Raw genomic sequence first — 16,194 nt, forward strand, 5'->3', positions numbered from 1 at the left:
TCGTCAGGCGTTGGAATACCGCTCGGTTTCCGGCATCCAGCGTTCAATTAACGCTGCCGCCTGTTCGGGGTAGCGTTCATGAATATGACGCGCAAGGCGTTGTACTTCGGGGATCATGGCCTGATCGCGCAACAAATCCGCCACTTTAAATTCGGCGTTACCCGTCTGACGCGTGCCCAGCAGTTCACCCGGGCCGCGGATCTCCAGATCTTTTTGCGCAATGACGAAGCCGTCATTGCTGTCGCGTAATACCTGCAAACGCATCTGCGCGGTTTTCGACAGCGGGGCTTTGTAGAGCAGCACGCAGTGAGAGGCGATCGCGCCACGGCCCACGCGGCCTCGTAGCTGGTGGAGCTGCGCCAGGCCCAGGCGCTCCGGGTTCTCAATAATCATCAGGCTGGAGTTCGGCACGTCCACGCCCACTTCGATAACCGTGGTCGCAACGAGTAAATGAAGTTCACCCTGTTTGAACGACTGCATCACCGCCTGCTTTTCGGCAGGCTTCATGCGCCCGTGAACCAGACCGACGTTCAGCTCCGGCAGGGCGAGCTTTAACTCTTCCCATGTGGCTTCGGCAGCCTGCGCTTCCAGCAGCTCAGACTCTTCAATCAGGGTACAGACCCAGTAAGCCTGACGTCCTTCGTGGGTGCAGGCGTTGCGCACGCGGTCAATGATGTCGCTGCGGCGCGTGTCCGGAATGGCGACCGTTGTCACCGGCGTACGACCCGGGGGGAGTTCGTCGATGGTGGAGGTATCCAGATCGGCATAGGCCGTCATCGCCAGGGTGCGCGGAATCGGCGTGGCGGTCATGATCAGCTGATGCGGGTGGAAGCCCTGTTGCAGACCTTTCTCCCACAACGCCAGACGCTGATGAACACCAAAGCGGTGCTGTTCGTCGATAATCACCAGCGCCAGGCCGTTAAACTGCACCTGTTCCTGGAAAATGGCGTGCGTGCCGACAATCATCTGCACCTGCCCGCTGGCTATCGCCTCCTGCTGCGCAAGGCGCGCTTTGCCCTTCTGCTTCCCGGCCAGCCAGCCCACTTCAATTCCCAGCGGGGCAAACCAGTTACGGAAATTGTTGGCGTGCTGCTCGGCCAGCAGTTCCGTCGGTGCCATCAGCGCCACCTGCTTGCCGTGGGCGATAGCGCGCAAAGCGGCCAGCGCGGCGACCAGCGTTTTACCGGAACCCACATCGCCCTGCACCAGGCGCATCATCGGCACATCCAGCGCCATATCGCGTTCGATCTCGGCGGTCACCCGCGCCTGGGCGCCGGTGGGTTTAAACGGCAGTGAGGCCAGCAGCTTATCTTTGAGCTCATCACGCTGGCTTAATGGCTGCGCGTGGAAACGCTGCGCACCTGCGCGCAGGGCCAGCATGCTCAGGTTGTGAGCCAGTAATTCCTCAAGGATAAGACGCCGTTGGGCGGGGTGTTTACCGCTCTCTAAATCAACAAGCTGAAGCGTTGGCGGTGGGCGGTGCAGGGTGCGCAACGCCTCTGGCAGGCTCATCATGCCCTGCGCCAGCTCCGGCGGCAGCAGCTCGTTAATGGCGCAGGTATCGAGCAGCTCCAGCGCCTGGTCGGTGAGCTTGCGCAGCGTAGCCTGCTTAATGCCTTCAGTGGTTGGATAGACCGGCGTGAGCGTCTCCTGTAGCTCAGGTGAGCTGAGATCGCCCTGCACGCGGTATTCCGGGTGGATCATCTCCGCGCCGTATTTGCCCCGTTTGGCTTCACCGTACGCAAGTACGCGTCGTCCAGTGGCAAGGCTGTTTTTCATTGCCGCATTGAAGTTGAAAAAGCGCAGGGTAAGAATACCGGTGCCGTCGCTGATCTGGCAGGTCATCATCCTGCGTCCGCCAAAGGTGATGTTGCAGTTCAGCACTTCCCCTTCAACGGTGGCGTAAATAGCGGGCAGCAGATCGCCAATTTTATAAAGCTGAGTACGGTCTTCGTAACGCAGGGGGAGGTGGAGCAGGAGATCCTGCACGGTGTGCAGGCCAATCTTCGCCAGTTTACTGCTTTGTGCCGCGCCCACGCCCGTCAGGCTGTTGAGCGGTATGGCGTCCAGCAGGCGGCCTTTCATGATTTACCCTGCGTACTGCATGGTGGACCACCACTCGGCATCGGCTTCAATTTCGCCCTGCGCGTTGACGTGGGGGTAAGGCAATTTCTTCTGCTTCGCAACGCGAGCCAGAACCGGATAGCCACCTTCAAACAGCAGGCGCTGCTGCTCCTCTTCCGGCAGCATACTGTTGCTGCGCTCGTACATTCCGGCATTCTGACGCTGGCGCTGCGCTTCATACAGGATCAGCGCTGAGGCGACCGACACGTTGAGTGACTGGACCATGCCAATCATCGGAATGATGATGTCCCGATCGGCCAAATCCAGTGCTTCCTGCGTGATCCCCGTTTTCTCCTGGCCCATTAAAATACAGGTCGGACGGGTGTAGTCGATCTCACGGAAATCCACGGCTTTAGCAGAGAGGTTGGTTGCCAGAACCTGCATGCCACGCCCTTTCAGGTGCGAGACCGCTTCACCAATAGTCTGGTGAGTTTTCACGGATACCCAGCTGTTGCTGCCTGCGGCGGTGGAGGCCATGGTACGCATACGTGCGCCTGGCCAGACGGCGTGGACTTCATGCACGCCGACGGCATCTGCGGTGCGGACGATAGCAGAGACGTTATGAGGTTTATGGACCTGCTCCATGCAGACCGTCAGATCAGGCTGACGCCTGGCGAGCATTTCGCAGATTCGCTCGTAACGTTTTGAATTCATAATGCTAGTTTCGGTTACGGGTGACTTTAATGACATCCGGCATCACGCGGATCTTGCGCATAATATTGGCCAGATGCACGCGGTCACGGGCGGTCAGGCGAATAAAGGCGCTGTAAACGCGGCCATCTTTTTCTTCCGTATTCAGGCTTTGAATGTTGGACGAGGCCGTGTTAATCGCTGCCGTCAGGTTCGCCAGTGCACCCTGGTGGTTGAACATATCCACCTTGATTTCAGTGATAAATTCCTGCGCCGTCTCTTTATCCCACTCGACCGCCATGAACTTCTCAGGCTCTTTCTGATAGCCACGGATGTTACGGCAGGATTCGTGGTGGATCACCAGCCCTTTACCCGGGCTGACGTGCGCAATAATCGGGTCGCCCGGGATAGGACGGCAGCATTTGGCGAAGGTGATGAGCACACCGTCAGCGCCTTTGATCGGCAGGTGACCATGATTTTGCGTGGTGGCAGGAACGGCTGTCGTTTCACCTTGTTGCAGGTTCTTCGCCACGACCACGCTCATGGCGTTGCCGAGACCAATCTCTGCCAGCAGGTCATCCAGCGAGGCGAGCTTCATACGCTCCAGCTCATGCTGAATGTTTTCTGGCGGGATCTCTGCCAGTTTGCGGCTGCCACCCAGCGCGTGATTGAGCAGACGACGCCCCAGGCTAACGGAGTCGTCGCGCTTGAGGTTTTTCAGCAGCTGGCGGATTTTTGCGCGCGCTTTTGAGCTCACGACAAAGTTCAGCCAGGCGGCGTTAGGACGTGCCCCCGGCGCGGTAATGATCTCCACCGTCTGTCCGCTGAAGAGCGGCTGCGACAGCGGATAAGGCTGCCTGTCGACGCGGGCACCTACGCAGGCATGGCCGATATCGGTATGCACGGCGTAAGCGAAGTCGACCGGTGTCGCGCCCGCAGGCAGTTCGACAATGCGCCCTTCCGGCGTGAAAACGTAAATCTCATCCGGGAAGAGATCGGATTTAACGCTCTCGATAAATTCAAACGAGCTACCTGCGCTCTGTTGCAGCTCCAGCAGGCTCTGCATCCAGCGCTGGGCGCGGATTTGCGCGGTGGTGCTGCTTTCACCACCGTGCTCTTTATAGGCCCAGTGTGCCGCGACACCCATTTCCGCCATCTGATCCATGTCTTCGGTACGAATTTGCACCTCAACCGGAACGCCGTGCGGGCCAATCATCGAGGTGTGCAAAGACTGGTATCCGTTCGCTTTTGGAATGGCGATGTAATCTTTGACGCGCCCCGGGCGTGGCTTGTACAGGCTATGCATCTGCCCCAGCACGCGGTAGCAGGTGTCCGAGTCGTGGACGATCACGCGGAATGCGTAGATATCCATGATCGAGTGAAAACGCTGCTCTTTGAGCACCATTTTGCAGTAGATAGAGTACAAATGCTTTTCGCGACCGCTCACGCGGCACGGAATGCCCGCTTCCTGCAAACGCCCTTCGATTTCAGAGAGGATCTTTTGAATCATCTCTTTACGGTTACCGCGAGCGGCTTTCACCACCTCTTTAATCACGCGATAGCGGTTCGGGTACAATGCCTCAAAACCCAGCTCTTCCAGCTCGGTTTTAATGTGATGAATACCTAAACGGTGCGCCAGCGGACTGTAGATTTCGAGGGTTTCACGGGCGATGCGGCGACGTTTATCCGGGCGAAGTGAGCCCAGCGTGCGCATATTGTGGGTGCGGTCAGCGAGTTTGATGAGAATGACGCGGATATCCTGCACCATCGCCATGATCATCTTGCGGAAGTTTTCGGCCTGCGCCTCTTTCTTATCGCGGAATTTCAGCTTATCAAGCTTAGAGACCCCTTCCACCAGCTCGGCAACGCTTTTGCCAAACAGCTGTTCCATGTCCTGGTAGGTGGCAGGGGTATCTTCAATCACGTCATGCAGCAGGGCGGCCATCAGCGTTTCGTAGTCGAGTTTCATCTCGGCCAGAATACAGGCCACCGCTACCGGGTGCGTGATATAGGGTTCACCGCTTGAACGTGTCTGGCCCTCGTGAGCGTCACGTGCAACGAGATACGCCTGCTGAAGACGCTTAATCTGGTCTTCAGGCAGGTAGGTTTGAATCAGTTGATTCAGGCTTTCAAACAGATACAAGGGCGACCCGCAGGTTTAATTAACGACGACCTTCAGCAATAGCGGTAACAGCTTGTAATTCAGCGGCTTCCTGCTCTTGCTGCTCCTGGCGCTCACGCACGTCGAGGATCTGGTTGTTGATCAGACCTTCTTCGATTTCGCGAAGTGCAATAACGGTGGTTTTATCGTTTTCTTCCGGTACCAGCGGATCTTTACCGCCTACCTGCATCTGACGAGCGCGACGCGCGGCGACCAGCACCAGGTCAAAACGGTTACCAATTTTCTCTACAGCGTCCTGAACAGTTACGCGTGCCATACTTAAAATGCTCCACAGGTGAAGAAATGACTGGGCATGATACTGAAAGTGGGTTCAGTCTGCCAACAGTTTGGTGATTAATGCGTCATGTCGCTGCTTCTGGCGGTTCATACGCAGGCGTTCTGCGCGAAGGATAGTTTTGAGATCGCTCAGCGCGGCATCAAAATCATCATTCACAATAAGGTAATCATATTCCGCGTAATGGCTCATTTCTGCAACAGCCTGCGCCATACGCTTCGCGATAACTTCTTCGCTGTCCTGGCCGCGACCACGCAGGCGGCGATCCAGTTCATCTTTCGATGGCGGTAAAATAAAGATACTGCGCGAATCCGGCATTTTCTTACGAATTTGCTGCGCGCCCTGCCAGTCGATATCCAGGAACACGTTCACGCCGGTCGCCAGAACCTGCTCAATGGTTTCACGCGAAGTACCGTAGTAGTTACCGAATACTTCTGCGTGTTCAAGAAACGCGTCTCTGCCAATCATCGCTCTGAATTCGTCGTGATTCACAAAGAAATAGTGTTCACCGTGCACTTCACCCGGACGCGGTGCTCGCGTGGTGTGAGAAACAGAAACCTGCGTATCGTACAACGGTTGGGTTTTTAACAGTGCCTGAATAAGGCTGGATTTACCCGCGCCACTAGGGGCAGAAACAATATAAAGCGTGCCTTGAGCCATGAGAGTCTTTTGTATGTGTTAACGAAGAAGTCCTACATACGGGCTTATTATACACGTCGCCGCTGTGTGACGTAGCCTTTGTCACACTTTTTCCCCCGGATGATTAAATTTTGCGTGCCGTTTTCAGCTTTTACCTTCCTTTTGCTGCAACAAAAACAATGCGCTGAAGCGCGCTCGTAAAATGCATTTTTGCAGCTGGTCTGCGGCTCCCGGGCAGGGTATACCCTTCGCAAAACAGGGAGGGGTAATAATGGTGAAATGGATAAGCATACTGATGATCTTCTTAAGCAGCGGGGCGATGGCTATCTGCCCGGTCTGGTCACCGGCTAAAGCCGGGCAGGAGATCGCGGCCCTGAAGGCGCAGCTGACCCGCTGGAATGAAGATTACTGGAAGCAGGGCAGCAGCGAGGTGAGCGACGACGTTTACGACAGGCTTAACGGCCGCTTAAAACAGTGGCAGCGCTGTTTTCACGATGAGCCGCTGCACGACGATCGCCCTGCCGCCAGCGGGACGGTGAAGCATCCCTTCGCCCATACCGGCGTGCATAAAGTAGAAAGCAAGCAGGCGCTTAGCCGCTGGATGGCGACGCAGCAGGATCTCTGGGTACAGCCAAAGGTGGATGGTGTTGCGGTCACCCTGGTCTACAAAAACGGCAAGCTGGCGCAGGCGATCAGCCGGGGCGACGGCTTACAGGGGGAAGAGTGGACGGCACAGGCGCGAATGATCTCCGCTATTCCGCAAACGCTGGCCGGGCCGCTTGCCAACAGCGTGTTGCAGGGGGAACTTTTTCTGCTGCGCGAGGGGCATATCCAGCAGCGGATGGGGGGGATGAACGCGCGTGCGAAGGTAGCGGGGGCGATGATGCGCGCGACCGATCGCGCAGCGCTGAAGCAGACAGGCATTTTTATCTGGGCCTGGCCGAACGGCCCAAAAGTGATGAAAGCACGCCTTTCCGCGCTGGCGGAGGCTGGTTTTACCCTGACGGCGCGCTATACCCTGCCGGTTAAAAACGCGGCTGACGTGGAAGCGCAGCGGACGGCCTGGTTTAAGGCTTCGTTGCCCTTCGCCACGGATGGCATCGTGGTCCGCGCCTCGGCAGAGCCGCCGGGCGAGGAGTGGCTGCCGGGGGAAGGAAGTTGGGTCGTCGCATGGAAATACCTTCCTGTGGCCCAGGTGACGGAAGTCAAAGCGATTCACTTTACCGTTGGCCGTACCGGGCGGATCACCGCGATTGCGCAGCTTGAGCCGCTGATGCTCGACGATAAACGCGTACAGCGCGTCAGCTTAGGGTCAGTTAACCGCTGGCAGAGGCTGGATATTGCCCCCGGCGATCAGGTGCTGGTAAGCCTGGCGGGACAAGGTATTCCCCGGCTGGATAACGTGGTGTGGCGCAATGTGGATCGCCGTAAACCACAGCCGCCCTCATCGCGCTATAACGGCTTAACCTGTTTCTATGCCTCCCCGGAGTGCATGGAGCAATTTTTTGCCCGGCTGACGTGGCTAAGTTCCAGGCAGGCGTTAGATATCGAAGGTATGGGCGAATCAGGATGGCGGACCCTCTATCAGGCGCATCGGTTTGAGCACCTCTTCTCCTGGCTACAGCTCACGCAGGCGCAGCTCACCGCGACGCCGGGGATATCGGCATCGCATGGCGCTGCGCTGTGGCATCAGTTTAACCTGGCGCGGGAGCGTCCTTTTATCCGCTGGATCACCGCGATGGGAATACCACTGGCCCGGTCGACGATCAAGGCGGCAGGGGATCGCACCTGGCAGGCGCTGATTCAGCGAAGCGAAGCGGAGTGGCGGATGCTACCGGGTGTCGGGCAGGAGAAAGCCCGCCAGATCGTAAACTGGCTGCATCAGCCTCAGATTGATGCCCTGGCAAAGTGGCTGGCCGCAGAGCACATCGGTGGATTTTAATCTGCGTGCGCTCCTGAACAGACTGGCGAGGGAGGAAAACATTTTCGCTGCCGTGAAATAGCGTATTTATGAGACGCGGTTTATATACGCAATAATTATGAATATAAATGAATTATTCATGATAAATATATTTTGAGGAAATATTATTCCCGATCCTGATTTCAGGGTTTGCTCTGCTTGTGTTTTTATTTTTCTCGAGAGGTTGGTTTAATTGATCTCAATCATTATTAATCGAGAACACTAGCCGGTAATGAAGGCGTTATAGGTGATGTAGTCTGTGTGCTTGACGTGGTTTTTCTTTTAATATCATTTGGTTAAATTTTTAATTAATAATATTTTGAGTTTTTTCTGGTTAACAATTGGTCATATTTATTCTGCCGGAAATCATTGCGTCAAATTATTATAAGAATTATCTTATCCAAAATTTTTAAGGTAGTTACCGCTGGGGTGCATTTTGCATCACTTCTGCGTTTTCCTTTCTTTTTGCACCCCGTGAGGGAGTTAACTATCTGAACTCCAATTGAAGCAATTAAGGGTACCGAAATATATCCTGGCGGTTTATATGCGCTGGTGTTCAGAGCCCAGGGCTTTTACATGGATGATTTTCCGTCCCTGTCGGGCCGGAATTCAGCCCCGGGCTTTATGCCCGTTAACCGGGACCTGGTTTCCAGGTGCTCATATTTTCCTTCATTTGAATGAGGACCAAAAATGAAAAGGACGCTTTGTACAGTGCTGACGGCACTCACGCTGGCGACTGCCTTGCCTGCTATAGGTGCTACCACCGAAGCAGGTAGCACCAGCGCAGCAACAATCGGAACAACAACCGGAGCAACGGTGGGAACTACCGCTGGCACTACGGGGGGACTGGCGGCAGGGGCGATTGGGACAACCGCTGTTGTCACCACCGCTGCGATTGCCGGCGTAGCGACGTTAGCCGTTGTCGCGGCAAGCGACAGTGGCGATGACTCAAGCAATGGTACTTCCACGACGACAGTTACCCGCTAAGGCTGGTGCGCAAGGCGATATAGCCTTGCGCTGAACAGCGCAACGACTTGACCCGGCGTCGATATCAAAGCCGGGTATTTGATTGATTTCAATGTTATTTAATCAAGGATTTCTGGTGAGACTGTTTATTCTGCTCATCATGACTCTGCTGATCCAGGGGTGTACGCCGAGCCAGCAGAGCATTATTGAGACCTTTAACGCCAGTCTGGACGGGCGCCAGGATGTGACGGTAACGGACGGGCAGATTCAGGCGCTCCCATACTCAACCATGTACCTGCGACTGGATAATGGCCCGAGGATCCTGGTGGTTCTCGGATACATCGAACAGGGAAACAGTAAATGGTTATCGCAGGATAATGCGATGATCGTCACGCATAACGGTCGCCTTATCCACACGCTCAAGCTTCCTTATAACCTGCTTGAGGTAACCAATCTTGAGCACGATCCGCTGCGCCACACGCCGCAGCTCCGCGACGGCAGCCAGTGGTCGCGTGATGTGCGCTGGCAGGAAGAGGGGCGGTATCGCTCCGCACACCTGACCTCGCGCTTCTCCCTGAGCGGGACGGAAAACCTGACCCTTGCCGGAAACACGCTACGTTGTCAGGTCTGGCAGGAGGCGGTGCAGGCCGACGGCCTCGATCGTCGCTGGCATAACACCTTCTGGATTGATTCCGCTACCGGCCAGGTACGCCAGAGCGAACAGATGCTCGGCGCGGGCGTATTCCCTGTCGCCATGACGATGTTGAAGCCCGCCCCATGAACAGACTCAGAAAATGGTTACCTGGCGTAGGGCTATCTCTCTTCAGCCTGTCCGCCTTATGCGCAAGTGTCGTTACCGTGCATCAGCCGGGCAAAACGTGGTCTGCTGAACCGGCTGATACGCTCTCCCGGCTGGTCACCCAGCCGCAGCTGAACAACGTCTGGTGGCAGGGGGCTGTCATCGCAACCCCTTCCGCCACGCTGCGCGCGCAACAGACGCAACAGCAGGTGCTGGCGTCGCTTTCAGCCTGGCAGAATCGCGCCGATGACGAGCGGATCGCGACCATTCGCGCTGTCGCTGCACAGATCCGCTCCCTGCGGATCGTCGGGCGGCAGTTTGTCAGCCTCGACCCAGATGCCGTGCGTACCGACGCCCGCGGCGATCGCTCCCTTGAGGGCCGTTACGATCTGTGGCTCTCTCCTGCGCCCCGTACCGTCACGCTGATGGGGGCGGTCGTCACGCCGGGGAAACGGGCCTGGCGACCGGGCGCAAGCATCCGGGACTACTTACAGGGGCAGTTGCGGCTGGCCGGCGCCGACAGGAATAACGTGACCGTTATCGATCCTGACGGCAGTACGGTTGTTGCGCCGGTGGCGTACTGGAACGCACGCCATATTGAAGCAGAGCCGGGCGCTGTTCTGTGGGTGGGGTTTGATCCCCGGGCGGTACCGGACGATTTTACCGGTCTGAATGAGCAAATCGTTGCGCTCCTGACGCGGCGGATACCTGACTGATGAACAAACTTTTTTTACTGAGCGGCCTTGCTCTGGCGATCTCTTCTGCCTGCCACGCGGAGCTGCGTACCTGGCCCGATCCGATCGGACCGTCACAGTCCGATTTTGGCGGCACCGGCCTGATGCAAATGCCCGACGCGCGCTTTGGCCGGGAAGGGGAATTCAGCGTCAACTACCGCGATAACAACCAGTACCGTTTTTACTCCTCTTCGGTCGTGCTCTTCCCGTGGCTGGAAGGGACAATTCGCTATACCGACGTCCGCACCCGTAAATACAGCAGCGACGAGGATTTCAGCGGCGATCAAAGCTACAAGGATAAGTCGTTCGACTTTAAAGTGCGTCTGTGGGAAGAGGACTATAGCCTGCCGCAGGTGGCGCTCGGCAAGCGTGATATTGCAGGCACCGGCCTGTTCGATGGTGAATATCTGGTTGCCAGTAAAATGGCCGGACCGGTCGATTTTACCTTTGGAATAGCCTGGGGATATCCCGGTAATAGCGACAACGTGGGTAACCCGCTTTGCCATGACAACAATAAGTATTGCACCCGCGGCGAGTCGCATGATGCCGGAGATATCAGCTTTAGCGATATGTTTCGTGGTCCGGCGTCTCTGTTTGGCGGCCTCCAGTATCAGACGCCCTGGCAGCCCCTGCGCCTGAAGCTTGAGTATGACGGCAACAATTATGCCGATGATTTTGCCGGCTCCATTAAGCAGTCGAGCCATATTAACGTGGGGGCGGTCTATCGCGTTGCCGACTGGGCCGATCTCAACCTCAGCTACGAGCGCGGCAATACGCTGATGTTTGGCTTCACCCTGCGGACCAACTTTAACGACCTGCGCCCCGCGCTGCGTGATAACCCGAAACCGGCCTGGCAACCGGCACCGGCAGGCGAGACGCTGGACTATACCTCTGCGGCGAACCAGCTCACCGCGCTTAAGTACAACGCAGGCTTCGATGCGCCGGAGATCCTTCAGCACGGCAATACCTTATACATGACCGGCGAACAGTATCGCTATCGCGATCCGCGCGAAGCGGTGGATCGTGCCAACCGTATTCTGATCAATAACCTGCCCGACGGGGTCGACACGATCGCTATCACCCAGCAGCGTGATCATCTGCCGCTCGTCACGACGCAAACCGATGTCGCCAGCCTGCGCAAACAGTTGGCGGGGCAGCCGCTCGGCCAGGAGGAGGCGCTCAGGCAGCAGCGCGTCGAGCCTGTGGATACCACAGCATTCGGGCGTGGCTACCGTATTCGCGCCGATCGCTTCAGCTACAGCGTTAAACCGACGCTGGCGCAGTCGCTGGGCGGTCCGGAAGATTTCTATATGTTCCAGGTGGGGGTGATGGCCAGCGCCAGCTACTGGCTGACCGATCGTCTGCTGCTCGACGGCGGCGTGTTCGCCAACCTCTATAACAACTACGACAAGTTCAAATCCTCGCTACTTCCCGCTGACTCCAGCCTGCCGCGCGTCAGAACCCATATTCGCGATTATGTCAGCAATGACGTCTACATCAACAACTTACAAGCCAACTATGTCGATGCGCTGGGGAACGGCTTCTATGCCCAGATTTATGGCGGCTACCTCGAAACCATGTACGGCGGCGTGGGAGCAGAGGCGCTCTGGCGCCCGCTGGATAGCGACTGGGCGCTGGGCGTGGATGCGAATTACGTCAAGCAGCGCGACTGGGACGACATGATGCGCTTCACCGACTACAGCGTGCCAACCGGATTTATCACCGCCTACTGGAACCCGGCGAAGCTCAACAGTGTGCTAATGAAGCTGAGCGTCGGGCAGTACCTGGCGAAGGATAAAGGCGCCACCCTCGACGTCGCGAAGCGATTCGACAGCGGCGTGACGGTAGGCGTCTGGGCGGCGCTGACCAACGTCTCGAAAGAGGATTATGGCGAAGGTGGCTTTAGCAAAGGCTTCTACATCTCGATCCCGCTTGATCTGATGACGATCGGCCCAAATCGCAACCGGGCGGTGGTCTCTTGGACGCCTCTCACGCGTGATGGCGGCCAGATGTTAGGCCGTAAATATCAGCTCTATGACATGACGTCAGAACGCGAAACCCCGGTAGGGCAGTAGTACCGGATGAAACAGGCATTACTTAACCAGATGATTTTCCTGAATGAAAAACGTTAAATTTTCCGTGCTTGCGTTGGCTATGATGGCGTTAAGCGGTTGTACTATCGTACCGGGCCAGGGACTTAGCACCCAGGGCAAAGATATTATCGATCTGCCTGACAGCAATTACGATCTGAATAAGATGGTCAACGTCTATCCGCTCACGCCGGGGCTGGTGGAGCAGTTGCTGCCTGGCAAAGTCGACTCCCGCGCGAATCCTGAACTGGATCGCCAGCTCCAGAACTACCAATATCGCATCGGCGTCGGCGACGTGCTGATGGTTACCGTCTGGGACCACCCGGAGCTGACCACCCCCGCAGGTCAGTACCGTAGCGCCAGCGATACGGGCAACTGGGTGAATGCCGATGGCACGATCTTCTATCCCTATATCGGCAAAATTCGCGTCGTCGGCAAAACGCTGGCCCAGGTGCGCGATGAGATCGCCGCCCGGCTGGACTCGGTGATTGAGAGCCCGCAGGTGGATGTCAGCGTCGCGGCGTTCCGCTCGCAAAAAGCCTACGTGACGGGCGAAGTGGCTAAGTCGGGCCAGCAGCCCATCACCAACATTCCGCTGACGATAATGGATGCGATCAATGCGGCAGGCGGCCTGACGTCAGAGGCGGACTGGCGGCACGTGGTGCTGACCCACAACGGCCAGGACACGCACATTTCGCTCTACGCGCTGATGCAGCGCGGCGATCTCACCCAGAACAAACTCCTCTATCCGGGCGATATTCTCTTCATTCCCCGTAATGACGACCTGAAAGTGTTTGTCATGGGCGAGGTGGGTAAACAGAGCACCCTGAAGATGGACCGTAGCGGCATGACGCTGGCGGAAGCGCTGGGTAATGCACAGGGCGTGAATCAGGATATGGCCGACGCCACCGGAATCTTTGTGATTCGTCCGTTGCAGGGCAAGCAGAACGGCAAAATCGCCAACGTCTACCAGCTTAACGCCCGGGATGCCACCGCGATGGTGTTGAGCACCGAATTTCAGCTTGAGCCTTACGACATCGTCTATGTCACCACCGCGCCGCTGGTGCGCTGGAACCGCGTGATCTCTCAGCTTGTGCCGACCATTACCGGCGTACATGACCTGACTGAAACAGGGAGATATATCAGAACATGGCCAAACTAACGTTTAACGCCATCCTGGTGATCTGTACCGGCAATATCTGCCGCTCCCCCATTGGGGAACGGCTGCTGCGCCGGCTGCTTCCCGCTGCCCGGGTCGATTCAGCGGGAACGTGTGGCCTGGAAGGGCGCACCGCCGATTCACAGGCGACAGAGATCGCCGCCGAACGCGGCACCCTGCTTGAGGGCCACGTGGCGCGCAGGCTCACCCCCGCCATGGTGCGCGACTACGATCTGATTCTGGCGATGGAGCTGGAACATATCGAGCAGGTCACGGCTATCGCACCGGAGGCGCGCGGCAAAATGATGCTCTTTGGTCACTGGACGGGCAGAAAAGAGATCCCGGACCCCTACCGTAAAAACCGGGACGCATTTGAATATGTTTATGGGCTGCTGGAGCAGGCCAGTCTGGAATGGGCGAAACGGCTCAGTTAATCACACGGGATAGTTACGTTTTATGTCAACAAATAACCTTCACGCCCATGATGCGTCTGCCGCGAATAACGAGATCGATCTTGTGCGCCTGTTGGGTGAGCTGCTCGACCACCGAAAATTCATTCTCATCCTTACCGCGCTGTTCACGCTGGTGGCCCTGCTTTATGCGCTCTTTGCCACACCGGTTTATCAGGCCGATGCGCTGATACAGGTGGAACAGAAGCAGGGCAACGCGCTACTCAGTAACCTTAGCGAGTTCATCCCTGACTCCTCGCCGGAGTCGGCACCGGAGCTTCAGCTTCTCCAGTCGCGCATGATCCTCGGTAAAACGATTGATGACCTGAACCTGCGCACGCAGGTAAGTGAAAACTATTTTCCCCTTGTCGGACGCGGCTGGGCGCGGCTCACCGGGCAACAGCCTGGCATCGTCGATATCCGTATGCTCAATCTTCCCCCTGTTGCGGGCCGGGCGCAAAAGCTGACGCTGACCGTCGGCGAGAAGGGCCACTATCAGCTGGAAGGCGATAATGTGACGTTACAGGGCGTTGTGGGACAATCCCTGAGCGCGGCGAATATCGCCATTACCATTGCCGATATCCAGGCGAAGCCGGGTACGCAATTTACGATTACACAGCAGAGTGAGCTGGAGGCCATTGACGCGCTACAGCTGCGTTTTTCCGTGAGCGAGCGCAGCAAGGACAGCGGGATGCTTGGCCTGACCATCACGGGGGAAGACCCCGACGAGATGGCTCGCGTGCTTAACTGCATTGCCGACAACTATTTACAACAGAACGTGGCTCGCCAGGCGGCGCAGGATGCGAAAAGCCTGCAATTTTTGAAGCAGCAGCTTCCGCAGGTGCGCAGCGAGCTGGACCAGGCCGAGGAGAAGCTCAACCGCTATCGCCAGCAAAACGACTCCGTTGACCTGAACCTGGAGGCAAAAGCGGTGCTGGAGCAGATTGTGAATGCGGACAATCAGCTCAATGAACTGACCTTCCGGGAAGCGGAAATTTCGCAGCTCTACAAAAAAGATCACCCCACCTACCGGGCGCTGATTGAGAAACGCCAGACGCTGGAGCAGGAAAAAAACCGCCTGAATAAACGGGTATCGTCCATGCCGTCAACTCAGCAGGAGGTGTTGCGCCTGAGCCGTGATGTGGAGTCGGGACGCGTTATCTACCAGCAGCTGCTTAACCGCGAACAGGAGCTGAGCATCGCCCGGTCGAGCGCAATTGGTAACGTCCGCATTATCGATCCGGCCGTGACCCGGCCGCAGCCAGTCAAGCCGAAAAAAGCGCTGGTCATCGTTCTGGGGGTTCTCCTGGGTCTGTTCGTCTCTGCGGGCTGGATCCTGGCGCGCAGTATGCTGCGTATGGGCATTGAAACGCCGGAGCAGCTGGAGGAGCACGGGATTAACGTCTATGCCACCGTACCGCTGTCAGAATGGCTGGCTAAAAAGATGCGTTTGCGTAAAAAAGACTTTATGTCCCCAGGGCTGCGCCATAAGACCAAACATATCCCCTTCCTGGCGGCGGATAATCCGGTCGATCTCTCCGTGGAGGCGATTCGCGGCCTGCGCACCAGCCTGCATTTCGCGATGATGGAGTCAGCGAACAATATACTGATGATCTCTGGCGCCACGCCTGACAGCGGTAAAACCTTTGTCAGCAGTACCCTGGCGGCCGTCGTGGCGCAGGCGGGCCAGAAAGTGCTCTATATTGATGCGGATATGCGTCGCGGGTATGCCCATGATCTGTTTAAGCTCGACAATACCTGCGGCTTGTCGGAGATGTTGTCCGGTAAGGCGGAGTATACCCAGGGCGTTCAGACCTTCGATAAAGGCGGGTTCGATACCATCGTGCGCGGGCAGATCCCTCCTAATCCGGCGGAGCTTCTGATGCATACGCGTTTCCAGCAGCTGCTGGACTGGGCGAATGAACGCTACGATCTGGTGATTATCGATACGCCACCGATCCTGGCGGTCACCGACGCGGCGGTTGTCGGCCGTCGCGCAGGCACCACGCTGCTGGTCGCCCGCTTCGGGATGAACAGCGTGAAGGAGATGCTGGTCTGTGTACAGCGTCTGGAGCAGAGTGGCGTCAATACCAAAGGAGTGATTCTCAACGGCGTCGTTAAGCGGGCAAGCAACGCTTACGGCTACGGCTATCATCACTACGGTTACAACTACTCGAATAACTGATTA

The 16,194-nt window shown here is 57.0% G+C and carries 13 protein-coding genes; 8 read left to right on the top strand and 5 right to left on the bottom strand.

The window, feature by feature from the left end; genetic code table 11:
- Positions 1-3 precede the first annotated feature (3 nt).
- From recG to gmk, 5 genes are read right to left on the bottom strand one after another with little or no spacing between them, the layout of a single operon-like run.
- Positions 4-2,085, bottom strand: a complete 2,082-nt coding sequence (gene recG, locus ACOTXD_RS17850; protein WP_003860923.1) for an ATP-dependent DNA helicase RecG — start codon at positions 2,083-2,085, stop codon at positions 4-6.
- 3 nt (positions 2,086-2,088) lie between these two features.
- Positions 2,089-2,778 carry a tRNA (guanosine(18)-2'-O)-methyltransferase TrmH gene (trmH, locus tag ACOTXD_RS17855; RefSeq protein WP_003860922.1) on the bottom strand — a complete coding sequence of 230 codons (690 nt, stop codon included), beginning with the start codon at positions 2,776-2,778 and terminating at the stop codon, positions 2,089-2,091.
- Positions 2,779-2,782: 4 nt separating this feature from the next.
- On the bottom strand, positions 2,783-4,897 hold the full coding sequence (spoT, locus tag ACOTXD_RS17860) for a bifunctional GTP diphosphokinase/guanosine-3',5'-bis pyrophosphate 3'-pyrophosphohydrolase (protein ID WP_003860921.1): 2,115 nt from the start codon (positions 4,895-4,897) through the stop codon (positions 2,783-2,785).
- Positions 4,898-4,916: 19 nt separating this feature from the next.
- The gene (gene rpoZ, locus ACOTXD_RS17865) at positions 4,917-5,192 is read right to left on the bottom strand and encodes a DNA-directed RNA polymerase subunit omega (RefSeq protein ID WP_000135058.1); all 276 of its coding nucleotides are present in this window, start codon (positions 5,190-5,192) and stop codon (positions 4,917-4,919) included.
- 54 nt (positions 5,193-5,246) lie between these two features.
- Entirely contained in the window at positions 5,247-5,870 is a 624-nt protein-coding gene (gene gmk / locus ACOTXD_RS17870) for a guanylate kinase (RefSeq protein WP_421766475.1), read from the bottom strand.
- Positions 5,871-6,120: 250 nt separating this feature from the next.
- Between gmk and ligB the strand changes: the two genes are divergently transcribed.
- The 8 genes from ligB to etk all read left to right on the top strand — a co-directional run bounded on the left by ligB (position 6,121) and on the right by etk (position 16,191).
- Complete coding sequence (gene ligB, locus ACOTXD_RS17875) at positions 6,121-7,791, top strand: NAD-dependent DNA ligase LigB (RefSeq protein ID WP_061856875.1); 1,671 nt, start codon at positions 6,121-6,123, stop codon at positions 7,789-7,791.
- A 708-nt stretch (positions 7,792-8,499) separates the two neighbouring features.
- Positions 8,500-8,796 (top strand): hypothetical protein, encoded by a 297-nt coding sequence (locus ACOTXD_RS17880; protein WP_061856874.1) that lies wholly within the window; start codon positions 8,500-8,502, stop codon positions 8,794-8,796.
- Positions 8,797-8,911: 115 nt separating this feature from the next.
- Positions 8,912-9,556 carry a YjbF family lipoprotein gene (locus ACOTXD_RS17885; protein WP_022650141.1) on the top strand — a complete coding sequence of 215 codons (645 nt, stop codon included), beginning with the start codon at positions 8,912-8,914 and terminating at the stop codon, positions 9,554-9,556.
- Positions 9,553-10,290: a capsule biosynthesis GfcC family protein gene (locus ACOTXD_RS17890; RefSeq protein WP_023323967.1), complete on the top strand. Its 738-nt coding sequence runs from the start codon at positions 9,553-9,555 to the stop codon at positions 10,288-10,290. The genes ACOTXD_RS17885 and ACOTXD_RS17890 overlap by 4 nt, the downstream gene beginning before the upstream one ends.
- Positions 10,290-12,383, top strand: a complete 2,094-nt coding sequence (locus tag ACOTXD_RS17895; RefSeq protein ID WP_073970496.1) for a YjbH domain-containing protein — start codon at positions 10,290-10,292, stop codon at positions 12,381-12,383. Before ACOTXD_RS17890 ends, ACOTXD_RS17895 begins: the two co-directional genes overlap by 1 nt.
- Before the next feature lie 43 nt (positions 12,384-12,426).
- Complete coding sequence (locus tag ACOTXD_RS17900; protein ID WP_032646765.1) at positions 12,427-13,560, top strand: polysaccharide export protein; 1,134 nt, start codon at positions 12,427-12,429, stop codon at positions 13,558-13,560.
- The gene (locus tag ACOTXD_RS17905; RefSeq protein WP_015570047.1) at positions 13,548-13,991 is read left to right on the top strand and encodes a protein-tyrosine-phosphatase; all 444 of its coding nucleotides are present in this window, start codon (positions 13,548-13,550) and stop codon (positions 13,989-13,991) included. The genes ACOTXD_RS17900 and ACOTXD_RS17905 overlap by 13 nt, the downstream gene beginning before the upstream one ends.
- A gap of 22 nt (positions 13,992-14,013) precedes the next feature.
- Positions 14,014-16,191: a tyrosine-protein kinase gene (gene etk, locus ACOTXD_RS17910; protein ID WP_061856872.1), complete on the top strand. Its 2,178-nt coding sequence runs from the start codon at positions 14,014-14,016 to the stop codon at positions 16,189-16,191.
- Positions 16,192-16,194: the final 3 nt, after the last annotated feature.

Origin of the sequence: Enterobacter cloacae complex sp. CDL013, from assembly GCF_049238805.1 — a bacterium.
GTDB lineage: Bacteria > Pseudomonadota > Gammaproteobacteria > Enterobacterales > Enterobacteriaceae > Enterobacter > Enterobacter hormaechei_C.